The organism is Embleya sp. NPDC008237 (genome assembly GCF_042956465.1).
GTDB lineage: Bacteria > Actinomycetota > Actinomycetes > Streptomycetales > Streptomycetaceae > Embleya.
This window is the reverse complement of the sequence record NZ_JBIBGL010000006.1, coordinates 334,756-359,264: the sequence shown is the minus strand read 5'-3', so window position 1 is coordinate 359,264 and position 24,509 is coordinate 334,756. Positions and strand designations below refer to the sequence as shown.

Genomic DNA, 24,509 nt, shown 5'->3' with positions numbered 1-24,509 from the left:
AAGTCCAGGTTACGGGCCGGGAAGTCAGATTCACCGGTATGGCCTAGTTGCCGGGATGCCGCGCGGTGGATGCAATTCGCCATTGTCGACACATTCATAAGGATCGACTATTCACGCCTTCGCCCGGCGAACCGGGCACGTACATCCGATTCTTATACATACGATTTATCGCCGTACGGCGGCCGGGATCGGCAATCGCGAGTTGCGGTCCGCACGCGCGGTACGCTCGCCGGCAGCACGAACAATTCCTCCGAATATCCGTGGCCACGGCGGATCTTCGGCAACAGGATTCGCCCCTCGCCCGCCGCCCCGACGCGATGGCCGGCCCGGGTTCGCCACGTCTGCACCCGATCCCGGTTCACGGGCGTCCTCGCCCATCGCACAGACGACGTCGTCCTGGGAGGACACGCAATGCTCGACACGATCCCGGTCCCACCTCCCGAACACGAGACGCCGGACCCGCCCGGCGACCCGCTGAGCCGCCTCGCCGGGCACTGCGTGCGGCACCGCCGCCTGCTCCTGGTGGGCGCGATGATCGTCCTGGTCCTGGCCGCCACCGTGGTCGCCGGCGCCAGGGACCGCTGGTCCAACGGCGGGTTCACCGCGACCGGAACCCGGGCCGCGGAGGCCGAACGCGTCGCCGCCCGATACGGGGCGGACGCTGCGGACCTGGTGTTCTACATCCGCGCCGACAAGCCGGTGGACGACGCCGAGGTGGCGGAGGCGGGCCGCCGGCTCACCGCACTGGTCGCGGGGCGACCGGGCGTGAAGGCGGCGCAGTCCTTCTGGAGCACGGGTTCCCCCCTGTTGCGCTCGCGGGACGGCAGAGGCGCGCTCATCCGCGTGGACCTGGCCGGGACCGAACGCGACTCCGCGGTCGCCTCGCGCGCCCTGGTCCCGGCCGTGCGCAAGGCCGCCGGCGGTCTGCGGGTCGATGCCACCGGACCCGCCTGGCTGAACGCGCAGGCCACCGACGAGTCCGAACGCGACCTCGAACGCGGGGAGTTGCTCGCGGCGCCGCTGACCATGATCATCCTGTTGCTCGCGTTCGGGTCACTGACCGCGGCGGCGATCCCGCTCGCCGTGGGCGCGGTCTCCGTGGCCGGCGCCCTGGCCGTCCTGGCCACGCTGACGCTCACGATGCCGATCACCGTGTTCGCGATCAACATCTGTGCCGCGCTGGGCTTCGCGCTCTCCGTCGACTACGCCCTGTTCATCGTGACCCGCTATCGCGAGGAACTCTCCCAGGGCGTCGAATCACGCCGGGCCATCGCCCGCAGCATGGCCACGGCCGGACGCGCCGTGCTCTTCTCCGCGGCGACGGTGGCCCTGTGCCTGTCCGCGCTGTTCGTCTTCCCGCTGGAGCTGCTGCGCTCGTTGGCGTGGGCGTCGATCCTGGTGGTGATCATCTCGGCGCTGACGTCCCTGCTGGTCCTGCCCGCGTTGCTGGCCGTACTGGGACCGCGCCTGGACCGGCTGGACCCGTTCCGCCGATTCCGTCGCGGGAGCGGGCGCGTGGGCGGCGGCAGTCCCGTCTGGCGTCGCATCGCCACGCTCGCCACCTCCCGTGCGGTCCTGTGCGGGGGCATGGCCGCGGCCCTCCTGTTGGTCCTGGCCCTCCCCTTCCTGCACGCGCGGTTCACCACCATCGACGAGAAGATCCTGCCGAGGAACTCCGAACCGCACCGCACCGCCGAGCTGTTGCGTACCGACTTCGCCGACCCGCCCGAGCGGGTCATCCCGGTGATCCTGCCCCGGGCGAACGCGGCGACCGACGCACCGGCCATCGACACGTACGCTCGACGGTTGTCCGCGTTGCCCCATGTCGCGCACGTGATCGCCGACACCGGCGACTACCGCGCGGGACTACCGCTGCCGGCACCGCAGTTGCCCGCACCCGAGGCTGCGGAGCCCACCCCCGAGGGCACCACGCGGGTCGTCGTCCGCCCGGTCGCACCGCCCGCGGCACCCCTTCCCGCCGTCCCGGGCAGCGTGCTGCGTGTGGTCGGCACGGCCGACAGCCAGTCACCGGACACGGTCGCGCTCGTACACCGGTTGCGGACCCTGCCGGCCCCCCAACCGCACCTGGTCGCGGGCAAGGCGGCGGAGTTGACCGACACCAAACACACCCTGCGCGAGGCACTCCCCTACGGCGCGGCCGTCATGTTGGTCGGCACCCTGGTCATGCTCTTCCTGTTCACCCGCAGCGTCCTGGTGCCGATCAAGGCGGTCGTGATGGGCCTGCTGAGCATGACCGCGAGTCTGGGGGCCATCGTCTACGTCTTCCAGGACGGTCATCTGCGCTGGCTGGTGGGCGACTTCACCACCGGCGGATCGTTGGAGACCACGATGCCGCTGCTGACCCTGGCCGTCGCCTTCGGCATCTCGGTGGACTACGAGGTCTTCCTCCTCGCCCGGATCAAGGAGGAGTTCGTGCGCACCGGGGACAACACCCGCTCGATCGTCTTCGGGATCGAGCACACGGGCCGACTGTTCACCGCCGCGGCCCTGACCGTCGCCGCCACCATGGTCGCGCTGACCATGTCCCACGTCACGCTGCTCAAGACGGTCGGTGTCGGTCTCGCGGTCGCGGTCGTCGTGGACGCCACAATCGTGCGCGGCATCCTGGTTCCCGCCCTGATGCAGCTCACCGGCCGGGCGAACTGGTGGGCGCCGTCGTTGTCGTTGCCCCGGCGTCGCCCGCGCGAGACCGGCCCCAAGCTGCCCGACGCGCGCAGCGAGGCACTCCCCGAACTGGTCGGCCAGACCGCGGACTCCACCCCGGACGCAACGGACCGACCGCAATCCTGAAACCTGAAGCGGCGCCGGTGCGAACCGCAAATGGTCCGATTCACAAGGCTGTTCGGACGCCCGGACGTCGAACTCCCGTCATTGCCCCGTTCGGGCGATCGTGTTTCCGACTCGGCTCCCCCGAGGGCATAGAGTCTGCGCGATCGGCCGGCTTTCGCCGAGCGCACCCGACCCCCGCCCTTTCCCGTAGGACGAATCGAGAATCGCCTGTGGAATCCATCTGCCGCCCACTCAGCACTCGCTCCCCACGTCCGGACCTGCTCACTTTCACACCTCGGCCGCGCGCTCCCATGAGAATGTTCACCATTCCCTACGCGGGTGCGGATGCGATGATGTTCGCACCGTGGCTGGAATACCTGCCGGATTCGGTCGAACTGACGGCCGTACGACTTCCCGGTCGCGGCGCACGGACGGGCGAGGTCTCGCTCACCGATCCCGCCCAATTGAGCGCGATGGTCGCCGAACTCGTCCTGGAATCCGACGACGGCCGGCCGTACGTCTTCTTCGGTCACAGCATCGGCGCGATGATCGCCTTCGACACCGTGCGGGAGCTGCGCCGTTGCGGCCACGCGATGCCCGCGTTGCTTGCCGTGTCGGCCGTTCCCCCGCCGCAGGGCGGCGCGTTCGCGCGCGCATGCCGACCGATCCTGGTCTCGGATCAGCCCTGGCGGCAGTTGGGGCTGACCGATCTGCTTCCGCCCGAGGTATTCCGGGACCAGGGCGCCATGACCGCCTTCGGCCCGCCCATGATGGCCGATCTCCTGTTGGCCCTTCAGCACCGGTACGTCCACGAGCCGCCGTTGGATTGTGCGTTGAGTGTCTTCGGCGCTCGGGACGACACCCTGGTCGCGGTGGAAACCCTGTCGAATTGGCAGGAACAAACCACGCGACCCATGCGGCTGCGCACCTATCCCGGTGGGCACCTGTACGTCCACGAGGCATTGCCGAGTCTGTTGACCGACCTCTCCGCAGATCTGCGCACCACCGTCGGCGCCTTTTCCTGAATTCCGGGGCCGAGTGCCTCGTCGTCCGAATATGTCGAGTGTTTGGAGTGAGCCCGTGATTCGAGATTACGCAGGACGCGTGTGCACGGTGACGGGAGCCGCCTCCGGAATCGGCCGGGCACTGGCGTTCGCCCTCGCCGAACACGGCGCGCAGTTGGCCCTCTCCGACGTCGACGCGGAGGGACTGGGCGCGACCGCGGAGCAGGCCCGGCAGTTGGGTGCGGAAACGGTGCACGCCGACGTGGTCGACGTCGCGCAGCGCGCGGAGGTGCAGGACTGGGCGGACGCCACCGCCGAGCGCTTCGGCCGAGTCAACCTGGTGATCAACAACGCCGGCGTGGCGTTGACCGCGAGTGTCGACGAGATGGAGTGGGCCGACTTCGAGTGGATCATGGGCGTCAACTTCTGGGGCGTGGCGCACGGCACGAAATCCTTCCTGCCGCACCTGCGTCGCGCCGACCCGGCCCACGGCGCGCACGTGGTCAACGTCTCCTCCTCGTTCGGGCTGTTCGGCATGCCCTTGCGCAGCGCCTACTCCGCGACGAAGTACGCGGTCCGGGGCTTCTCCGAATCCCTGCGCAACGAACTGCGCCGTGAGGGCAGCGGGATCGGGGTGACCACCGCCTACCCCGGCGGGATCAAGACCGCCATCGTGCGCAACTCGCGGGCAGCGCGGGGAACCGACCGGACCGAGGTCGCGGCGGTGCACGACACGTTGGCCAAGACCTCACCGGAGATCGCGGCGCGGGCGATCCTCACCGGCGTCCGCAGGGGCCGCACCCGCGTGTGCGTGGGCCTCGACGCGAAGGTCATGGACCTGGGCACCAGGTTGCTGGGCTCCGCGTTCGAACCGGTCGTGCACGCCTCGATCGAACGCGCGCGGTCCAAGGTCGTGCGAAGCAGCGCGCGCGCCCTGTGACGACGACTGCGGCCTGCTCGATCCGATCGGATCGGGCAGGCCGCAGTCGTGTCCGGTTGCGGTGGAACGGCTACCGGTGGCCGCCCCAACCGCCGCCGCCGCCTTCGCCGCCGCCACCGCCGCCGCCCCACGGGCCCCAGCCGCCGCCACCGCCGCCGCCGTGCGCGTCCCCGCCGCCGTGGCCCCAGCCGCCGAGGCCGCCACCGGCCCCCCAACCGCCCGAATGCGGAGCCGAGGCACCCGCGTTCGGGTCGGCGTCGGCCGCCGCGCAGAACGCCGGTGTCGCGGACGCCGCGCCCGCCATGAGCACGGCCGCGACGGTGACGGAAGCGCGAGTGAACCTACGCATGAAATCCCCTTACCTTCGAAAAGCACCACCTCGCCCGAGGTGGTCGGATTCATCCTGAACGCAGATCCGAGCGTGCGGCACGCGACGATCCCGCAAAACCCGCCACGATTATCGGGTTTCGGCGCATCGTCGCTGCTCACCGACCATGTCGGCGATTTTCGAAACCACCCCTACGGACGCAGGCCGCATTGCTGCATTCGGGCGACCGGCGGCACGACGGAGTCGGCGGTACGCCCTTTCACAAGAGCGAGCGCTCCGGTACCGGTGCCCGATGTGCGAGCAGATCGGGCCCGGTTGCCTCGGGATCGCCCCCGAGAGTCGGGCGCAGGCGGGACTCGATGGCCTCGATGATCCGTGGGCGCAGTTCCTCGGCGCGGATGACGACGTCGACGGAGCCGACCTCGACCGCCCGCCGAATGTCGTGCACCCGGTCGAACTCCGCGGCCACCTCGCCCAGTTTCTCCGCGCGCACCGACGTGCGGAGCTCGTCGAGCTCCGCCTTGCACGCGGCGCGCTCCGCACCGAAGGTGGTCGCCACCCGTGCCTCCTGGTCGCGCACACGCGGGTCGGCGGCGGTACGGGCGTGCACGTCGCCGGCGAACACCACCGCGGCGGCCGGGGCGCCGCCCAGCACCGAGGCGAAGGAGCCCTCCAGCGCGAGCACGGTCATGTTCGGGTTGAGCGCCTTGGAGAAGACCACGAACGCCCCGCCGTGGTAGCGCGAGATCACGCAGAACACGATGGGGCCGCGGAAGTTCACGATCGCCCGGCCGATCTCCGCGCCGTACTCCAGTTGCAACTTGCGCATCGACTCCGGTGAACCGTCGAACCCGGACAGGTTCGCCAGCACCACCAACGGCCGGTTGCCGGATGCCGCGTTGATCGCCCGCGCCACCTTCTTCGACGACTGCGGGAACAGCGTGCCCGCCGTGTACGTGTCCGGGCCGTCCGTGGGCGGGAAGCCGAGCCGCGGCACCGATCGCGACTCGATCCCGATCAGACACACCGGAATGCCGCCGAGCCGCACGTCCTGCACCGCCGCGGTGTCCGCGTCGGCCATGCCCGCCCAGCGCTCCGACACGGGGTGGTCCTGATCGGACAACGCGCGCATCACCGTGCGGATGTCGAACGGCTTCTTGCGGTCCGGGTTGTGCTCCGCGGAGAAGATCTCGCCGACGGTGGTGAAGTCGCTGCCCGCCAAGGTGTGCGGGAAGTCGCAGACGTCGCGGTCGATCGGGTCGCTCGTCCGTGCCCGCCGCGGCATCTGCTCGCCGGTGGCGACGTAGGTGTGGTCGTAGTGCTCCATCAGCACGTCCCGCGCCGCGCACAGGTTCGGAGCCCAGTACTGCGCCTGGCCGTTGGGGCCCATCACCCGGTCGTACCCGCCGATGCCGAAGTTGTCCTCGGCGGAGACGCCGCCGGAGAAGTCCAACGACTGCTTGCCGGTCAGCACCATCGCCGAGTCCGGCGTCATCACCAGGATGCCCTTGGTGTGCATCAACATCGTCGCCTCGGCGTTCCAGTACGGCTGTGCGCCGACGGTGATGCCCGCGACCACGATGTTGATCTCGCCGCCGTCCTGGGTGAACGTGACGATGCGCTTGAGCGCGGCGGCGACCCAGTCCATGTTCTCGGTACCCGAGGTCATCGAGATCCGCGCACCCGCGGACAGCGCGAACCACTCCACGGGAACCCGCATGCGCTCGGCCAGATCGAGCGCGGCGATCACCCGGCGGCACTCCGGCTCGGACAGCGCACCCAGCGACTTCGTCGGGTCGCCGAGCAGCACCACGCGGGTCACGCCCTGGGGGTGCAGCGCGGTCGCGGTGGTGACCACGCCCACGACGATCGCCGCGGTGTTGTTCCCCCTCGGCCGCTCGACCGGCCCCAGAACGTGCTCGTCGTCCAGGTCGTACTCGACGAAGTCGCCCAGCAGGCGCGTGAGTTCGTACGGATACACGGTGTTGCGACCGGCCGCGCGGAGCACCTTGCGCCGGTAGTCGTCGAGCGGCTCGACCGGTTCGAGCGAGCGCTCGCCGATGGTGAGTTCGGTACCGCCGGAGACGTCGAAGGAGACTCGCGCCGCGATCTTGCCCAGTTCGCCGGTCTCCCGGTCGCGGCGGCGTGCGATGAACACGATCTCCTCCAGCCCGGCGCCTTCGGCCGTCGGCAACACGCGCCCGATGATCGTCTCCAACTCGGCGCGGGTGATGTCGCTCGGCGGCCAGACGTAGATCACGATCCGGTTGGTGTCGGCGTACTTGCCGGTCGGTCGCCGCGACTGGGCGCGGCGGATCGAATCCAGGCAGGTCGCGACGACGTTCTCGGCCGTGGGCAGCGCGATCAGCCTGCCGTCGTGCTCGCGCAGTTCGGTCAGGTCACGGACCTGGGCGAAGGCGACCAGGCGGTCGTCCGAGGGGTTCTCCCGCGCCACGCACCGGAAGAGGTAGACCTCCTCGTCCGAGGACGGCAGGCGGGTCAGGTCGAACTTGCTCAGCCGCTCCAGTTGCATCCGCCGGGCGATGTACGGGTGCAGACCGCGGATCAGCCGCTCCTCGGCCATCCCGGTGCCGGTCGCCCGGAAGGTGAAGTGGTGGTGCATCACCGCACCACCGCGGCCGGCGACGGTGGCGGTGAGTCTGCGCACCCGATTCGACAGCGGGTGCGCGGCCACGACCTCGTACAGCGCGGCCGCCATCGCATCGGAGTCCGCCGGCTGCTTCTCCCACGCGAGGTAGATGTCGGCTTCGACGGCGTCCCCGCCCCCCGCCAGTTCCGCGAGCCCGCGCAGTACTCCGCCGAGTTCGTCGAACCTGACCGCCGAGGAGACCAGCCGCGAGCCCGCCCGTTCGGCGACCACGAACGTGCACCCCGCGACCCGGCTCGAACGAACGTCGGTGAGGCCCTTGTTGCCGTAGTACCGCCGGGTCAGCACCTCCAGCATGATCGTGTTGTCCAGGTCGTCGCGGACGAGCCGACGGCCGAGCAGGCGCACCAGCGGCTCGGTGCTGCGCACCATCGCGGCGATCCGCTCGGCGCGGTCCGGCGCGTCCGGGTGCGCGTCCAGGTGGCGCAGGTGCCTGCGCACGTCGGTGTAGACGCGGGCGCGGTTGCGCCGCAGCAGCGGCTGGGCCAACCAGGCGAACACCAGGCCGCGCGCGAGGTCGGCGACCACGGGGAAACGCACCTGGGTCGCGGCCACCAGCCGCTCCAGGGCCAGGCCGACCGACTCGCGCAGCGTCGCGTCCGGCGGCGCCTCCCGCAACCACACCCGCAGCAGCGTCGTGACGACCGTGGCGTCGGCGGACGCGCGCTGCTGGGCGAGGAAGATCCTGAACACCGCGGCTTCGAGTTCGGCCGTGGGCTCCGACTCGGTGACGCCGTAGTGGGCGAGTGCCTTGGCGAGCTTGGCCCGGAACGCCTCGGGCAACCCGGCCCGTTCGACGTCGAGGCTCTGCAGGTAGCTGTGGAAGTGTTCACGGGCGCTGTGCACGTGCCCGTCGCCGCCGCCATCCTCGCCCGCCGGACGGTTGCGGCTCAGTTCGGCGAGGTCGGCGAACGTGTCGACGAGTTCGAGTTCCTCGGCCAGCAGTTCGTGGCCGTCCTCGACGGCCGCCCGGCGTGCGGCGAGGTAGTCGTCGAGTACCCGGCGTTCGTCGTGCGGATCGACGTCGAAGCCCAGCAGCAGAGCGCGCAGGTCCTCCAGGCCGCGCGCGGCGCGCTCCCGGGTCGGGATCGCCTCGGGGGCGGCCGGCAGGTCCAGCTCGACGGAAGAGGTGTCCTCGGCTTCGGCATCGTCGTCGACGAGCGGCTCCAGCCGCATCAGCGCCGCACCGGTGTCCACCTGACTGCCCACGGACACGGTGCAGTCCTTCAACCGCGCCCGGAACGGCGCCCGCAGCACCGTCTCCATCTTCATGCTCTCCAGCACCAGCACCGGAGCGCCCGCCTCGACCTCGGCGCCCACCTCCAGTGGGGTGGCGACGACCAGTGCCGGGGCGGGCGAGCGTACGACGCCGCCCTCGTCGCGGCCGACCCGGTGCGTCACGCCGTCCACCTCGACCAGGTGGATCGGCCCGTGCGTGGCGGTGAGCAGGTGGTACGCGGTGCCGTTGACCAGGATCTGTCCGACGTGCCGGTCGAAGCGGTCGAGTTCGACGTCGGCGGTGCGCGCGAGGTCTCCCGCCTGGATGCCGACCCGGAAGCGATGCGGGCCCACGCGTGCCACGCGCACGCGGTAGCCGACGCCGCGCAGTTTCAGGTCCAGCGGTCGACCGCTCTCGTGTCGCACCTGCGGGCGGCCGCCGGAGGCGGTGGACAACAGCCGCTGCCGTTCGGCGTGTTCCTCTTCCTCGTACGCGTCGATCGCCGCCGCCGCCAGCGCCACGGCGGAGTGCCGATGCGCGACGAGCCTGCCCTCGCCGCGAACGCGGTCGATCCAGCCGGTGTCCGCGCTGCCGTCGATCACCTCGGGCTGGTCGAGCAGGTCGAGCACGAAGCTCTTGTTGGTCGCACCGCCCTCGATGACCACCCTGGTCTGCAACATCGCCCGCCGCAGCCGGCCGAACGCCTCCTCGCGGTCCCGGCCGTGGGCGATGATCTTCGCGATCATCGAGTCGAAGTCGGCCGGGATGGTGTCGCCTTCGCCGACTCCGGTGTCCACCCGAATGCCCGGGCCGGCGGGCAGGTCCAGGCGCACGATCCGGCCCGGGGCGGGCGCGAAGTCGCGGTCGGGGTCCTCCGCGTTCAGCCGGGCCTCGATGGCGTGCCCGCGCTCCACCGGCGGTTCGCCTTCGAGCCGACGGCCCGACGCCACCCGCAACTGGGCCTTGACCAGGTCGAACCCGGTGGTGCACTCGGTGATCGGGTGTTCGACCTGGAGGCGGGTGTTGACCTCCAGGAACGCGAACTGCCGGTCGCCGGGGTGGTACAGGAACTCGACGGTCGCCGCTCCGCGATAGCCGACCGCGAGGGCCAACCGCTCTGCCGACGCCTTGAGTTCGGCGGCCTGTTCGGGGTCGAGCACCGGCGACGCCGACTCCTCGATGATCTTCTGGTTGCGTCGCTGGATCGAGCAGTCACGCACGCCCAGCGCCCAGGCCGTGCCCTCGCCGTCGGCGATCACCTGTACCTCGACGTGCCGGGCGCCGGTGACCAGACGCTCCAGGAACACGATGCCGCTACCGAACGCCCGTGCGGCCTCCAGGCTGGTGCGCTCGTAGGCGTCCGTCAGTTCGGCCTCGCCGGTGACCACGCGGATACCGCGCCCGCCACCGCCCGCGGTCGCCTTCAGCATCAACGGGTAGCCGATCTCGGCCGCCGCGGCCAGCGCGGCCGGCAGGGTCTCGACCGCACCGCGGCTCCACGGCGCGACCGGCACACCGACCTCTTCGGCGATGAGCTTCGCGTAGATCTTGTCCCCCAGGCGGCGCATCGCCTCCGGACTCGGCCCGACGAAGGTGACGCCGACCCGGTCGCACAGTTCCGCGAACGCCGGGTCCTCCGCGACGAATCCCCAGCCGACCCACGCGGCGTCCGCCCCGGTCGCCAGCAACGCCCGCTCCAGGACGGCGTGGTCGAGGTAGGGGCGGGCAGCGGCGGGACCGAGGTCGTAGGACAGGTCGGCCTCGCGCACGAACGTGGCCGCGTGGTCGACATCGGTGTGCAGGGCGACCGTCTCGATCCGGGTCCCCGTTTCCGCGGCCAGCTCCCGCACGGCGTGGATGAGCCGCATCGCGGCCTCACCACGGTTGACGATGGCGACACGACTGAACACTCGACCGACCCTCCTGTTTACCAACGATGTGCGTTCCACAACAGGGCGGTTCCGGCGGTGACGACCTTCCGTCCACCGACCGTGGCCGTGTCGCAGACGGGGCAGGCTACAGGGCTCGGGGCGCACGAAATGACCACGAGCCGTTGCCCGTCCGCGCCTGACCAGGGCTTATCCGGGAGAGCCGGGGTCCTGCTCCCGATGATCGCCTGATTGGCCGTCGCCCGTTCGGCGCAGCGCCGGACTCGGCGTTCATCCGAATCGGTCAACTGTGGGCACCGTCCGCCGCGTTGGGTCGCGCCGAACCTGAGGACCCCGCCGCGCGATGTCGGTCGCGCGGCGGGGTCGGGTGCTGCAACTTCCACGGCGGGCCGGGAGCCGGGACCGGGACACGGCTCAGGATCGGGACCGGCCGTCCCGCTGGGCTCCGACGGGCAGTACGTCGTCGGCACCCCCGCTTCGGCTCGACTCCGCCGTGTCGATGTCGATGTCGATGTCGGTGTCGGTGTCGGTGTCCCTGTCCCGGTCGAGGTCCATGGCGGGACCCTGCACCCCGGCTGCGCCGCCGCCGAAGTCCTTGGCCGGACCGGGTACGGACAGGAGCCGGTAGGGGACATGGCGCAGCAGCCCCGCCAGCACCTTGTAGCGCATGCTCGGCACGCACACGACCGGTGGACGGCGCCGATGAATGGCCCGCACCGCCTGTTTCGCGACGTACGACGAGGCGAGCGTGAGCAGCGGCGGCGGTGCGCCGATGTCCGCTCGCACGTGGAACTGCGACGCGATGTACCCGGGCACGAGCGCGGTCAGCGCGACGGGCGAGGTGCGGATGCGCCGGGAGTAGGCGAACGACTGGGTCATGGCCAACTCGTAGGCCTTGGTCGCGCCGTACGCCGTGCCCAGCCAGGCGGGCCCGACGGCGGCCACCGAGGAAACGACCAGGATGCGGCCGGAGCCGCGCCGGAGCATCTCGGGCAGCGCGGCGTGGATGAGCCGGGACGGTGCGACGACGTTGAGGGCGAGCATGCGTCGTTCGTCCGCCCACGCGGTGCGGTCGAAGGACGTGCCCAGCGCCGCACCGGCGTTGTTGATCAGGATGTCCGCGTCGCACGCCGCCGCGGCGACCCCTTCGAGGTCGGCCTCGACGGTCAGGTCGGCGGGCAACACACGTGCCTTGATGTCGTGTTCGGCCACCAGGTCGGCCGCGAGCCGGTCCAGGGGTTCGGCGCTGCGGGCGACCAGGATCAGATCGTGGCCGCGGGCGGCGAGGGCGCGGGCGAGGTCGGCGCCGAGACCACAACTGGCGCCGGTGACCAGGGCCGTGGACATTACTGCCTCCTTCACGAAGCGGGCGGATGCGAACTGCCCGGCTCCCCGGGGACGTCGACGGCTCGAACCGGCGGATCCACGGTCGGGGGCGCGGGCTTGGGTGGACGGGTGGCGGGTTCGGATCGGCGCGATCACCGGCTGCCGGGGCGCGGAACGCGGCACGTGGGGCGACGCCTTCGCGAGGACGAGCGGACCGAGGGACGGTCGACGTGCACACTCCGCGGGCCCGCGGCCCGAACTGCGGCGGGGACCGGATCGAGGCGTGCCTCCCGCCGTCGGGAGGACGGTTCCCGGGACGGGTCGTTCGGCGTCCGTCGTCCCGCCGCCGGAAGGGACGGATCCCGGGACGGGTCGCCCGGTGTCCGCGTACGGTAGGTCGACCGATCGGACCCCGTACGGGCTGGTTAACCGCCCGGACTCGGTATAGGTCACGCCCCCGCCGCCGTCGGGTGATCGCGGTGCCTGCGGTTGCGTACTTGCGGGTGAACATCGGGGCACGCTCGCGGTGCCGTTCCCGGTCCATCGCCCCAGGTGAAGGGCGGGTTCGGGGTCGTGAGGGCGGCCGGGCGGGAGTTTTGCGCCCGACCCCGCCACCGATACACAGGATGCTCGATCGCATACCCGATCGGGGTTGTTGTACGGCGACGCGCCGCCGGGTGTGCGCGGTCCGACCGAGCAGGAAGGCATTCCCCGTGTACGCGATGCTGTGTGAGTTGCTGGTCCAGGAGTTCGGCATCGACGCCGCGGATCTCGTTCCCGAGGCGACGTTCGACTCGCTGGAGTTGGACTCGCTGTCGCTGGCGGAACTGGCGGTCATCGTCGCGGACCAGACGGACAAGGACTTCACCGGGCTCGGCAACCTGGACAAGGACACCACGCTCATCGAGGCCGCGGCGGCCTTCGAGGCCGCCCCACGGAGCGAACCACGGGACCCGGCCGTCGCCAACCCGGCGGCCGCCTCCGCCCCCGTCTCCGCTTCGGGCCATGCCGCGTCCTCGGATGGCTGAGATGCCCTCCCCCGAGGTTGCGGTCACCGGTCTGGGCCTGGTCACCGCCGGCGGAATCGGCGTCGAAGCCACCTGGCGGACCCTGTGCGCGGGCGTCTCCACGGCGCGCCGCGACCCGATACTCGCCGGCCTGCCCGTGGACGTCTGCTGCGCCGTCCCCGGCTTCGACGGGGACGCCCACCTGGGCCGACGGTTGTCCCGTCGGATGGACCGTCCCGCGCAGATGACCGTCGTCGCCGCCCGAGAGGCCCTGGCCGACGCCGCCCTGGACCGCCGGACCTGGGACCCCACTCGTGTCGGCGTGATCATCGGCTCGGGCGGTCCGAGCATGGAATCCCTGACGGAAGCCATGGCGAAACTGGCGGCGGATCGCGCCACTTCCATCTCCCCGGCCGCCCTGCCCCGCTCACTGCCGAACACCCCCGGCACCGAGGTCGCCCTCGATCTGGGCGCCCAGGGAACCAACTTCGCCCCTGCCGCCGGTTGCGCGTCCGGAGCCACCGCGCTGGGCATCGCCCGTGACCTGGTGCGCGCGGGCACCCTGGACATCGCGTTCGCCGGCGGCACGGACACGATGTGCAACCGGATCACCGCGGCGGCCTTCGCCCAGTTGGGTGCCCTGTCCACGCGTTCCGGCGACCCGGATCAGGCCTGTCGACCGTTCGACGCCGACCGGGACGGATTCGTGCTGGGCGAGGGCATCGGCATCCTGGTCCTGGAACGGTTGGAGCACGCACGTGCCCGCCGGGCCCGAATCCGGGCTCTGCTGTCCGGGTACGGCTCCGCGAACGACGCCTACCACGTGACCGCACCGCACCCCGACGGCCGCGGCGCCCGACTCGCCACCCTCGCGGCCCTGGCCGACGCCGGCTGGAGCCCGGGCGATGTCGACCACATCAACGCGCACGGCACCGGCACGGTCCTCAACGACGCCGCCGAGGCCCGCTTCCTCGCGGCCACGTTCGACCGCTGCCCACCGGTCACCGCGGTCAAGAGCATCCTGGGCCACGCCGGCGGCGCGGGCGGCGCGATCGAGGCGGCCGTGACCGTCCTGACCCTCGAACAAGGGAGCATTCCACCCACCGCCAATCACCACCGCACCGACCCGGACATGGATCTGGACGTGGTTGCCAAGGCCCCGCGCCGCCCCACCCGCCTGCACACCGCGATCTCCACCTCGGTCGCGTTCGGTGGCCAGAACGCCGTCCTCGCCTTCCGCGCAGCAACCTCAGGAGCCCCCGCATGACCGTGACCCAAGCGGAAACAATGTCGGCGCGATCCGCCGCCCCGGCCTTCGGCCGGCGGCTGGAGGAGTTGGACTGGTGGCGTTCGTGCAGTGTCCGGGTCGTCGACCCGGCCCCGGAACTCTCCGGCGTGGTGCGCACGTTCCTGGACGATCTGACTGCGGCATTCGTACGCGGCGGGCACCGGGTGGTCCCGCGGGGAGAGAACGAGACCCGGCTCGACGTGGTCCTGGTGGGCGTGTCCGTGCCCGACGGCCCCGGCCCGCTGGCCGACCGCATCGTGGAGGAGCCGACTCCGCTGATGCTCAAACTCCGCAAGGAGCAGGGCCGGCAGGGCGTGGTCGGCCGGCTGGTCGCGGTCGCGGAAGTGCCCGAGCGGTTGAGCGGGATGTCGCACCCCGAGGTGGTGCGCGCCGCGCGGATCCTGATGGCCAGGGTGGGCGTGTTCACGGTCGTGTTCATCTCCCCCGGCGCGCTGCCCGGGGAGGTCGCCGAGGCGACGCTGTGCACGATGGAGGGCGGCCACCCCACCGAGACCGAGCACGTCGCCCAGGGCATCTGCGATCGGCTGGTCGCCGCGGCCTGTGCGCACGAAGTGGCCGGTCGCCACGACGTGGTGCCCGACGCCATCGGCGCCGATGCGTGGGCCGCGGCCCGCACGCCGCGGAGCCTGGCGGTGGCCGGGACGCGGATGGGGGACCTGGGGCTGCTGCCGGCGCCGCATGCGATGCGCGACTTCGTATCGCCCAGGCTCAGCCGCACCTATGCGATGTACCTCAACCTCCAAGGCTTCAGCGAGGGCATGCTGTTCGCCTTCGATCCCGACCTCGACGCGCTCGTGGTCACCGCCTCCGGACGCTGGGGGGTCGACAAGCGCGACCTCTCCGACGGCGACCTCGTGGCCGTCGACCATCGGCTGAACCAGGGCCGGTTGCGCGTCCTGGCCCCCGAGGGCATGCAGCCCATGGCGCCGTCGGTGGAGGCGTGGGAGGTCTGCGCGCTCTTCGAGGCGGCACCGACCGTACGGGTCGGCCGGAACGCGGCGGGGCATTGGGAGTGGGACCCGAACGGCACCCACGAGGTGCCGGCCATCCGGGCGGGCCTGCACGCGCACGTCGGCGTCTCGCACGCCGACTCGACCCTGATCGAAAGCATCCCGCCGGACCGGGACCGCTATCCGTACGGGTTCGGCTGTGGCACGGATTTGATGATCGACGTCGCCCGCTCCACGCTGGCCGCCTCGCGCGCGCTGCACGACCCCGCGGACACCCGCCACTACGTGCGCTGGCCGATGCTCTACCACGGCGAGATGGCCCTGGAACTGTGGGGACCCGGCCTGCCCGAAGAACCGCTGCGCGGCCTCCTGGACCTCTTCGACCCGCAGGTGCTGGGAGCCGTGCGCTTCCACCCGGACCACATCGACCAGCCGTGCTGAGCAGCGCACCCCGCCCGCTCCCGCTCTCGGGCCCCGCCCCGGCCGTCCGGACGCACACGACCGCGCCCCTTCCGGAGCCGGCCGGGACCTGACCGGGCGAACGTCGGCCCCGACCGTATCGATGGTCGGGGCCGACGGCGTCGAACACCCCACGCCGGTGTTCCGGGCCGACGGCCCCGTCGCGAACAGAACCGACCGCTACGCCATGGTCCACGAGTCACGCAACCACACCGGCCCGCGCGTCAACCCGAACCCCGGTGACGCGCGCCCGTCCGTGAACGGCAAGAGCGTGAAGTTCGTGCGTCGGGCGGGCTCGACGCGGACACGGCGCCCGCCCCCGACCTGGACACGGCGAACGTATCGGCGCCGCCGCCGAGGCGAGGCGCTGCGACGGCCGCTCCGGAACACCGAACGCCGCTGACATCTGCTCGTGCCGAGACGCACCCTCGCTTCTCGGCCGGTCCAGTCCTCGGGCATGCCGACGACGCGGCGGCCCGCCGGGACCCGGTCTTCCGGGTGTTGCGGCGGTTCGTCGCGTGCGGGGCGGCACCGGTGGTGCCCGGGGGCCCAGCCGGCCCCCTCACTCCGGTGTCGTCGCAAGGCGGCGACACCGGAGTGGACTTCGGGTTCCCGAGGGTTGTTTCCCTGTCCGTTCGAAGAGGTTCGGCGCAGCGGGGGCCGAACCGCTGTCCCGAACGGGGTGTCAGACCCCCACACGCTCGAGGAGCGAGCGGTGGCCGTCGTCGTGCTGGTAGCCGCCACCGTGGGGGTGACCCTGAGGACGGTGGCCCTCGTGCTCGTAGTCCTCGTCGTCGATCTCGTTGTTCTCGATCTCGGCGATGACGCATTCGTTCCCGAACGCCGGGTTGAGCGCGGCACCCGTGTCGGCGGTGTTGCCGCAGCCCATGGCCGGGGTGTGGAACGGAGACTGGCCGATGTTGCCGGAAAATACGCCCGAGGACTTCACCGCGGCAGCGTCGGCCTCGGAGCTCGCGCTCGCGGCGCCCGCGCCCGCCATGACGAGGGCGGCGGTACCGGCGGCCAGGACACTGGCCTTCTTGAACGAGTTCACGACAATCTCCCGTATAGCGCAGCATCCGCGCCGCCCGATTGCGACGCGCACTCCTCTCAACGAGACGGTTCGGCTCCGGCAACCCCACCCCCACACCGGTTCACCCGAATGGCCCCGCACCCGCAGACCCTCCGACGAGTGGTTCCACCGCGATCCGCCGCGTCCTGTCGACGTCGACGAGCGCTATGCGCGAGTGGTCTCGTACTCGGGGAGCATCTCCGGGGCGGCCGTTGCCCCGGTCGCCGGGCGCATGGTCAGGATCAATACGGCCGACCCGGCGAAGACGATGGCGGCGACGATGCCGGTGACGTGCAGACCGGTGGTGAACGCCCCGCGCGCGGTGTGCAGCAGTTCCGCGCCCCGATCGGCGGGAAGGTGCCGACTCGCCTCGACCGCACCGGCCAGCGAGTCGGACGTGCCGTCCATCCGGTTGCGGTAGACCACCGCGGCAAGTACCCCGAGCAGCGCGAAGCCGAGCGAGCCGCCGAAGTAGTTGCCGGTCTCCGACATCGAGGCCGCCGAGCCGGCCCGCTCCGGCGGCACGGACCCGACGACCAGCCCGGTGCCGAGCGCGAACAGCGGCCCGGTGCCCAGCGCCAGGACCGTGATGCCGGTCATCACCATCGGCAACGCGGCCGCACCGTCGGCACCGACCAGCAGCAGGCTGCCCAGCGCCGATCCCGCCAGCCCGCCGGCCATCGCGGTCGTCGGCTTCATCCGGCGGGCGAGCGCGGGCGCGGCCATGGTGCCGGCCGCCACCCCCAGACCCATCGGCGCGAACAACATCGCCGACGCGGCCGGCGAGTAGCCCAGCACGCTCTGCAGGTATTGGGTGACCAGCAGACCCGTGCCGGCCATCGCGATGCCGGCGAAGACCAGTGCGACGAGTACCGCCGTGAACGGACGGTTGCGGAGCAGCCGCAGGTCCAACAACGGCGTCTCCAGTCGCAATTGCCTGCGTACGAACAGCACTCCGACGGTCGCCCCGACGACCAAGGCCACCGCGGGCACGACCGGCGTGTCCTCGACGGTCAGCTGCTTGATGCAGTGGACCGTCGACAACACCGCGACGAGGGACAGGCCGACGCTGACCGGGTCCAGCCGACCGGCCCGGTCGCTGCGGAACTCCGGCAACAGGATCGGTCCGGCGATCAGCAGCACCGCCATCGCCGGCACCGCGACCAGGAACACCGACCCCCACCAGAAGTGCTGGAGCAGGACCCCGGCGAGTACGGGGCCGAGTGCGCCGCCGGTGAACTGGCACGTCGCCCAGATCGCGATGGCCTGCCCGCGCTGCCGTTCGTCGCGGAACATGTTGGTGATCAGGGCGAGCGTGGACGGCGCCAGGGTCGCACCGGCGACGCCCAGCAGTGCCCGCGCGACGATCAGCATCAGCGGGTCGACCGCGAACGCGGCCACGATCGACAACACCCCGAACGCCGCCGCGCCGATCATCAACAGCCGTCGACGGCCGATCCGGTCGCCGAGCGTACCCATCGTGATGACCAGGCCGGCCACCATGAGTCCATAGCTGTCACTGATCCACAACTGCTGCACGTTGGTGGCGCCCAGGTCGGCGCTCAGCCGTGGGAGCGCGAGCAGCAGTGCCGTCATGTCCATCGCGACCAGCAGTGTCGGCAACATCAGGACGGCCAGTCCCAGCCACGCCCGGTTGGCTCGCATATCCGCATCTCTCTGTTCTCTCGACTCTCTCGACGTTTCGCCGGTTGGTCGGAGCGGCCGAGAGCTTCTTGACATCGGCGCGGATCGGCGCGGGAGGTTTCTCTCCTTCGCCGCGGGCAATGCGGGGTCACCGAGGCGGCCGGCGCCGACGCACGGCAGCGTGCGGCTCACGGTTGGGCGCAGCGTGCCGCTCACGGTTCACCACGGTCGTGGTGCGGTGACGAAAAAGCGCATGCGAATTCTCGGGCCGGGGATGTCAAGACGACGACGGCGGCTCCGACCAACCTCTCGAAGGGCCCGATCGGGGCCTGGCGTACCACGAGGAGTGCGAGATGCAGTTCCTGATCAGCATGCATGTCAACCCGGCGGTGCTGGACGCCCTGACCGACGAGGAGAAGGCGGCGATCGGCGCCGGCCACGGCCGGTTCATCGCGGCGCTGAAGGAGTCCGGCGAGTTGCTCACCACGCAGGCGCTGGTCGACCCGTCCCAGGCCGTCGTCGTGTCCGTGCGCAACGGTCAGCCGGTGGTGACCGACGGACCGTTCCTGGAGTCCAAGGAGTACCTGGGCGGTTTCTACCTGATCGACTGCGAGAACAAGGAGCGGGCGATCGAACTGGCGACGCGGATCCCGGACGCCGCCATCGAGGGACTCGGAATCGAGGTGCGGCAGGTGATGTTCGCCGACGGACAATTGGAGGCATGACAGCACCTGCCGTCGAGGACCTGCTGCGTGATCTCACGCCGCAGGTCCTCGGCACCCTGATCCGTCGATACCACCGGTTCGAAGGGTGCGAGGACGCCGTACAGGAGGCCGTCCTCGCCGCAGCCGTGCAGTGGCCGGCCGAGGGAGTGCCGGACAACCCGCGCGGCTGGCTGGTGACCGTGGCGTCCCGGCGGCTCATCGACCAGGTGCGCAGCGACCGCGCACGCCGCGAGCGGGAGTCGGCGACGGCCGGCGAGGTGGTGCCGGAGGACGTACCGGACACCGACGACACGCTGGTCCTGCTGTTCCTGTGCTGCCATCCGACGCTGACCCCGGCCTCCCGGACCGCCCTGACGCTGCGGGCGGTCGGCGGTCTGACCACGGCCGAGATCGCCCGCGCGTTCCTGGTGCCGGAGGGCACGATGGCGGCCCGGATCAGTCGGGCCAAGCAGCGCATCAAGGCCGCCGGCAGTTCGTTCGGCATGCCGGACGGCGCGGACCGCGAGGAGCGGTTGCGGGTCGTCCTGCACGTGCTCTACCTGATCTTCAACGAGGGCTACACCGCGTCCTCCGGTCCCGAGCTGCATCGCGCCGACCTGGCGCGCGAGGCGATCCGGCTGGTACGGATGGTGCGCGCGCAGCTGCCCGAGGACGCCGAGGTGACCGGGCTGCTCGCGCTGATGTTGTTGACCCACGCCCGCCGGGACGCCCGGACGACGGCTGCCGGGGATCTGGTGCCACTGGACGAGCAGGACCGGACGAAGTGGGATCGCGAGCTGATCGACGAGGGCCTGGCGCTGGTCAAGGCATCGCTGGCCGGCCCGGATCTGGGGCCGTACCGGTTGCAGGCCGCCATCGCCGCGACCCACGCCGACGCGGCCGAGGCCGAGGAGACCAACTGGTCCCAGGTGCACGCCCTCTACCTGATCCTGGAACGGATCGCGCCGAACCCGATGGTCACCCTCAACCGGGCCATCGCGCTCGCCGAGACCGAGGGCCCGGCGGCCGGTCTGGCCTTGCTCGCCACCCTGGACGGTGACGAGCGGATGGCCGGACACCACCGACTGCTGTCCGTACGAGCGCACCTGCTGGAGCGGGCCGGCGACCCGGCCGGGGCCCGCGATCACTACCGCCGCGCCGCGAGGGCCACCGCGAGCATCGCCGAACAGCGCTACCTGGAGTCCCGAGCCGGTCGCCTGCGAGCCTGAGGTCTGTCCGATTCCACGGGGTGGGTCACTCGGCCGGTAGGGGACGGCGGCGTGCGCGGTGGATGGTCAAGACGAGTGCGACGGACGCGGCGACGATCAGGGCGACGAACCCGGGGTGGATGTCCTTGGACAGGCTTTGCGCGCCGTCGGGCCGGACCAGCCACACGGTGAGCGGGATCGCGAAGGCGACGGCCACGAGCACGGATGCCAGCCGGACCGCCCGGTCGCGGACCCGGGTGAGCGCGCCGACCAGGGCGATCACGACGGGCACGACCGCGATCAGGGCGAACTGGGCGAGGACCATGACGGGCACGGCCCACGCGCTGATGGTCACGGCCCGAGGCATGCGTCGACCGGTGCCTGCGGGGGAGGTTGCTACGACAGCCATGACGTTCTCCTGGTGCGTGCGTGAGTGGGATGGGTGAGTGGGGTGCGTGCGTGGGGTGCGTGAGTGCGCGGGTCGTGGGCGGCTCGGACGTGCGGACTCGGTGGGGTCGCGCCACACGGACGACTGAGTGGCATTGCCGTTCGTTATAAGCTGTAACTCTCGCAAGCACCCCTCGTCAAGAACGTGCGTGATACCTTCTAACCAGACCTTGAGCATGTAGCCGGCGAGGCTCTCGAGGTTCACCGAGGTCCATCGAGGTGAAAGAGGCAGACCATGGCGGAGACCGACGCGGCGACCCCACGCGAGCGCTACCGCACCCAGGTGCGCGCCGAGATCAAGGAGCACGCCCAGGAGCAGATCGCCACCGCCGGAGCCTCCGCACTCTCGCTCAACGCGATCGCCAAACGTATGGGGCTGAGCGGGCCCGCCCTCTACCGGTACTACGCCGGCCGGGACGACCTGATCACCGAACTCGTCGAGGACGCCTACCGCAGCCTCGCCGACACCATCCACGCGGTCTCCACACCCGCCCCCGACCCGAGGGCGCTGGCGTACGCCATGCGCGAATGGGCCCTGGCCGACCCGCAGCGATACCTCCTCATCTACGGCACGCCCGTCCCCGGCTACCACGCCCCCGACCACGTCACGCTCATCGCGAACGAGATCATGGCGACCCTGCTCGAGGCCTGTTCCGCGACGCCCCCCACCGGCCCCGCGACACCGCTCGACGAGCACCTCGAAAACCACCGGCACTGGGCCGGCGACAACCCCGCCCCGGCCACCGTCCTCCATCGGGCCCTGTCCTTCTGGACCCGCCTGCACGGCGTCCTGTCCCTCGAACTCGCCGGACACTTCAACGGAATGGGCTTCGACCCCGCCGTTCTGTTCGCAGCCGAGTTGGCGGACCTCCTCGCCGACGGCGAGGCTCCCCCCACCGACCGGCACTGACCGCCGGAGTCCGAGGCGAGGTGGTGCGTGTGTCGCGTTTGTTCAAGCCGGGGCCGGCGGCCATACCTAGGCTTTCGGCATGACCGAAACGATCAGTGAGCTTCTCCGGTGTGCCTCCCGTGAGGCGGTTGCGGTGGTCGGCGGGATCACCGACGACCACATGCGCCTGCCGACGCCCTGTGCCGACTACCGGGTGCGCGACCTGCTCGATCACCTCTTCCAGGTGGTCGTGAACTTCCAGGCCCTTGCCGCCAGGGAGCCGGTGGACTTCTCCTCGACGCCCGATCGGCTGCACGGGGACTGGCGGGCGGACTTCGAGACCGAGACGGAACGGCTCGTGGCGGCGTGGTCGGCGCCCGGCGCCGACGAGGGGATCGCCGGCAACATGGGGCTGCCCGCGGGCATCGTGGCGCGCATGGCCCTGCTCGACCTGACCGTCCACGCGTGGGATCTCGCCCGGGCCACCAATCGGGACTACCCGGCGCCTCCGCAGGTGATCCCCGCGTTGAACGAACTCGTCGACACGATGGCCGCAACCGCACGCAAGATGAACGTCTTTGCCGCACCCGTCCCGGCCGCCGAGGACGCGTCGCCCTTCGATACCCTGCTGGCCCGTACCGGCCGGGACCCCGGATGGAACCCGGCCGCCGCGACGCGTTGACCACGAACGGCCTTGCCCCGCTGCACAGGCTGCCGACACCGACACCGACACCGACAGCGGCCACGCCCGAGCCTCCATGGTCCTCCCACCTCCCCCGATCGACGAGACCAAGGCAATGAGCACCGAACTCGACTGGACCACCACCCCCATCACCGCCGATCTCGTGCGCGGCGCCCTCGACCTGGAGTACACCGGCCGCGGCGTGCTGCCCCACCGGCTGCCCGCACGCGCCCGGCGGCAGATCCCCGACGGTCAACTCGCGATGGCGGAGTCACAACCCTCCGGCGTACGGCTGGCCCTGCGCACCCGGGCCACCGCCGTCGAGCTGGACGTCGTGGCCACCAAGCGGGTGTACCTCGGCGCCCCGCCGCGCCCGGACGGGGTGTACGAGCTTGTCGTGGACGGGCGGATCGTGGACCGGACCGGTGTGACCGACGGCGACACGCTCACCATCGACCTGGCCACCGGAACCGCACGGAACCGGCCCGGGCCGGTGCGGACCGTGCGGTTCACCGGCCTGCCCGGTGACGAGAAGGACGTCGAGATCTGGTTGCCGCACGACGAGACCACCCTGCTGGTCGCGCTGCGCACCGACGCACCCGTACACACCCTGCCGACCGGTGACCGCAAGATCTGGCTGCACCACGGCAGTTCGATCAGCCACGGCTCCAACGCCGCCACCCCGACCGGGACCTGGCCCGCCCTGGCCGCGGCTCTCGGCCGGGTGGAGCTGGTCAATCTGGGATTCGGCGGCGGCGCGCTGCTCGACCCGTTCATCGCCCGCACGATGCGCGACGCCCACGCCGACCTGATCAGCCTCAAGATCGGCATCAACATCGTCAACTTCGACCTGATGCGGCTGCGCGCGTTCGGCCCGGCCGTGCACGGTTTCCTCGACACCATCCGGGACGGACACCCCACCGCGCCGCTGCTGGTCGTCTCGCCGATCCACTGCGCGATCCACGAGCACACTCCGGGGCCCGGCGCGCCGGACCCCGCCGCGATGAGCGAGGGACGCCTGCGGTTCACGGCCACCGGCGACCCCACGCAGACCGCCGCCGGGAAGCTGACTCTCACCGTGATCCGGGACGAGTTGGCCGGCATCGTCCGGCAGCGCGCCGGCACCGACCCGAATCTGCACTACCTCGACGGCCTCGACCTCTACGGCGCAGCGGACCAGGCCGAGTTGCCGCTGCCCGACGAGCTGCATCCGGACCCCGCCGCCCACCGCCGCATCGGCGAACGCTTCGCGCACCTCGCGTTCGGCGCGGACGGTCCGTTCGGCGACCCGACCGGCTGACCGGACGACCGACCGGCTTACCGGCTTACCGGCTGCGACCGCGATCGCGGTCGCAGCCGCAGTCGCGTGCCCGCCGGTGCGACGCGGCCGGAGCGCGTCGATGTCCGCCGCCGCGGATCAGCGCACCATCAGTCGCAGGAGCGCCTCGCGCAGGTCGTCGCGGCGCCCGACGACGAGTTCCTCCAGGGTGATGTCGAAGACCATCGCCACGAGCAGATGCGCCATCGGTTCCGGCGGATCCCAGCCCAGGGCGACGAGTTCGGGCTGCACGAGTGCTCTGGTACGGGCGTTGCGGGTGCGGGTCTCCTCGAAGAGGTCGGGGTCCGTGCGGGCCTGGACCAGCAGCGCCCTGGTGCCGGTGGTCGCCAGGGCGGCGTCCAGATAGCCGTGTACGCCGCCGACCAGGCGCTCGCGGCCGGCCGCGAGACCTTCCAGATCGGCCAGGACCCGCTCCTCCAGCCCACCGTGGTACCTGCGATGCAGCGCCACGAGGTAGTCGCGGCGGTCCTCGAAGTGCTGGTAGAAGCTGCCCTTCGCCATGCCCGCCGCATCCACCACGGCGTTCACCGACATCCTGGACAACCCGCGCGCGTCGCCGACTTCGAGTCCCGCCCGCAGCAGCGCCTCGCGCCCCGGTCCGGCCGGCCGTGCCATCGATCACCTCTGTTCGACGG

Annotated in this window: 18 protein-coding genes; 11 read left to right on the top strand and 7 right to left on the bottom strand. The window is 71.2% G+C overall.

Translation table 11 applies throughout. From position 1 onward, the window contains the following. The first annotated feature begins 411 nt into the window (after window positions 1-411). From ACFZBU_RS18365 to ACFZBU_RS18355, 3 genes are all read left to right on the top strand, one after another. Window positions 412-2,811, top strand: a complete 2,400-nt coding sequence (locus ACFZBU_RS18365; RefSeq protein ID WP_391584629.1) for an MMPL family transporter — start codon at window positions 412-414, stop codon at window positions 2,809-2,811. Between the two features lie 296 nt (window positions 2,812-3,107). After that, window positions 3,108-3,815: a thioesterase II family protein gene (locus tag ACFZBU_RS18360; protein WP_391584628.1), complete on the top strand. Its 708-nt coding sequence runs from the start codon at window positions 3,108-3,110 to the stop codon at window positions 3,813-3,815. Window positions 3,816-3,894: 79 nt separating this feature from the next. Beyond that, the gene (locus ACFZBU_RS18355; protein WP_391584627.1) at window positions 3,895-4,734 is read left to right on the top strand and encodes an SDR family NAD(P)-dependent oxidoreductase; all 840 of its coding nucleotides are present in this window, start codon (window positions 3,895-3,897) and stop codon (window positions 4,732-4,734) included. Between the two features lie 70 nt (window positions 4,735-4,804). Here the strand turns inward: ACFZBU_RS18355 and ACFZBU_RS18350 are convergent, their stop codons facing one another. From ACFZBU_RS18350 to ACFZBU_RS18340, 3 genes are all read right to left on the bottom strand, one after another. Beyond that, the gene (locus tag ACFZBU_RS18350) at window positions 4,805-5,083 is read right to left on the bottom strand and encodes a hypothetical protein (RefSeq protein ID WP_391584626.1); all 279 of its coding nucleotides are present in this window, start codon (window positions 5,081-5,083) and stop codon (window positions 4,805-4,807) included. A gap of 238 nt (window positions 5,084-5,321) precedes the next feature. Then, a complete protein-coding gene (locus ACFZBU_RS18345; RefSeq protein ID WP_391584625.1) occupies window positions 5,322-10,859 on the bottom strand; it encodes a carboxyl transferase domain-containing protein in 5,538 nt (1,845 codons plus the stop codon). Window positions 10,860-11,252: 393 nt separating this feature from the next. Next, window positions 11,253-12,185 (bottom strand): SDR family NAD(P)-dependent oxidoreductase, encoded by a 933-nt coding sequence (locus ACFZBU_RS18340; protein WP_391584624.1) that lies wholly within the window; start codon window positions 12,183-12,185, stop codon window positions 11,253-11,255. Between the two features lie 701 nt (window positions 12,186-12,886). Here ACFZBU_RS18340 and ACFZBU_RS18335 point away from each other — a divergent pair. The 3 genes from ACFZBU_RS18335 to ACFZBU_RS18325 are packed head-to-tail and all read left to right on the top strand — an operon-like array spanning window position 12,887 to window position 15,871. Continuing rightward, window positions 12,887-13,192 carry an acyl carrier protein gene (locus tag ACFZBU_RS18335; protein ID WP_391584751.1) on the top strand — a complete coding sequence of 102 codons (306 nt, stop codon included), beginning with the start codon at window positions 12,887-12,889 and terminating at the stop codon, window positions 13,190-13,192. After that, entirely contained in the window at window positions 13,185-14,438 is a 1,254-nt protein-coding gene (locus ACFZBU_RS18330; RefSeq protein ID WP_391584623.1) for a beta-ketoacyl-[acyl-carrier-protein] synthase family protein, read from the top strand. The genes ACFZBU_RS18335 and ACFZBU_RS18330 overlap by 8 nt, the downstream gene beginning before the upstream one ends. Further along, on the top strand, window positions 14,435-15,871 hold the full coding sequence (locus ACFZBU_RS18325) for a hypothetical protein (protein ID WP_391584622.1): 1,437 nt from the start codon (window positions 14,435-14,437) through the stop codon (window positions 15,869-15,871). Before ACFZBU_RS18330 ends, ACFZBU_RS18325 begins: the two co-directional genes overlap by 4 nt. A gap of 703 nt (window positions 15,872-16,574) precedes the next feature. On the opposite strand, the gene ACFZBU_RS18320 is transcribed toward ACFZBU_RS18325, so the two are convergent. After that, window positions 16,575-16,943 carry a chaplin gene (locus ACFZBU_RS18320; protein ID WP_391584621.1) on the bottom strand — a complete coding sequence of 123 codons (369 nt, stop codon included), beginning with the start codon at window positions 16,941-16,943 and terminating at the stop codon, window positions 16,575-16,577. A 183-nt stretch (window positions 16,944-17,126) separates the two neighbouring features. Beyond that, window positions 17,127-18,626 carry an MFS transporter gene (locus ACFZBU_RS18315; RefSeq protein WP_391584620.1) on the bottom strand — a complete coding sequence of 500 codons (1,500 nt, stop codon included), beginning with the start codon at window positions 18,624-18,626 and terminating at the stop codon, window positions 17,127-17,129. Window positions 18,627-18,958: 332 nt separating this feature from the next. Here ACFZBU_RS18315 and ACFZBU_RS18310 point away from each other — a divergent pair, with 332 nt between their 5' ends. Together ACFZBU_RS18310 and ACFZBU_RS18305 are read left to right on the top strand one after the other, a co-directional pair. Next, window positions 18,959-19,330 carry a YciI family protein gene (locus ACFZBU_RS18310; RefSeq protein WP_391584619.1) on the top strand — a complete coding sequence of 124 codons (372 nt, stop codon included), beginning with the start codon at window positions 18,959-18,961 and terminating at the stop codon, window positions 19,328-19,330. After that, window positions 19,327-20,538: an RNA polymerase sigma factor gene (locus ACFZBU_RS18305; RefSeq protein WP_391584618.1), complete on the top strand. Its 1,212-nt coding sequence runs from the start codon at window positions 19,327-19,329 to the stop codon at window positions 20,536-20,538. Before ACFZBU_RS18310 ends, ACFZBU_RS18305 begins: the two co-directional genes overlap by 4 nt. 25 nt (window positions 20,539-20,563) lie before the next feature. On the opposite strand, the gene ACFZBU_RS18300 is transcribed toward ACFZBU_RS18305, so the two are convergent. Beyond that, window positions 20,564-20,926: a hypothetical protein gene (locus tag ACFZBU_RS18300; protein ID WP_391584617.1), complete on the bottom strand. Its 363-nt coding sequence runs from the start codon at window positions 20,924-20,926 to the stop codon at window positions 20,564-20,566. Between the two features lie 273 nt (window positions 20,927-21,199). On the opposite strand from ACFZBU_RS18300, the gene ACFZBU_RS18295 reads away from it, so the two are divergent. The 3 genes from ACFZBU_RS18295 to ACFZBU_RS18285 all read left to right on the top strand — a co-directional run bounded on the left by ACFZBU_RS18295 (window position 21,200) and on the right by ACFZBU_RS18285 (window position 23,835). After that, a complete protein-coding gene (locus ACFZBU_RS18295; RefSeq protein WP_391584616.1) occupies window positions 21,200-21,874 on the top strand; it encodes a TetR/AcrR family transcriptional regulator in 675 nt (224 codons plus the stop codon). 79 nt (window positions 21,875-21,953) lie between these two features. Next, entirely contained in the window at window positions 21,954-22,535 is a 582-nt protein-coding gene (locus tag ACFZBU_RS18290; protein WP_391584615.1) for a TIGR03086 family metal-binding protein, read from the top strand. A 115-nt stretch (window positions 22,536-22,650) separates the two neighbouring features. After that, on the top strand, window positions 22,651-23,835 hold the full coding sequence (locus ACFZBU_RS18285) for a GDSL-type esterase/lipase family protein (protein WP_391584614.1): 1,185 nt from the start codon (window positions 22,651-22,653) through the stop codon (window positions 23,833-23,835). 117 nt (window positions 23,836-23,952) lie between these two features. On the opposite strand, the gene ACFZBU_RS18280 is transcribed toward ACFZBU_RS18285, so the two are convergent. After that, a complete protein-coding gene (locus tag ACFZBU_RS18280; protein ID WP_391584613.1) occupies window positions 23,953-24,489 on the bottom strand; it encodes a TetR/AcrR family transcriptional regulator in 537 nt (178 codons plus the stop codon). Window positions 24,490-24,509: the final 20 nt, after the last annotated feature.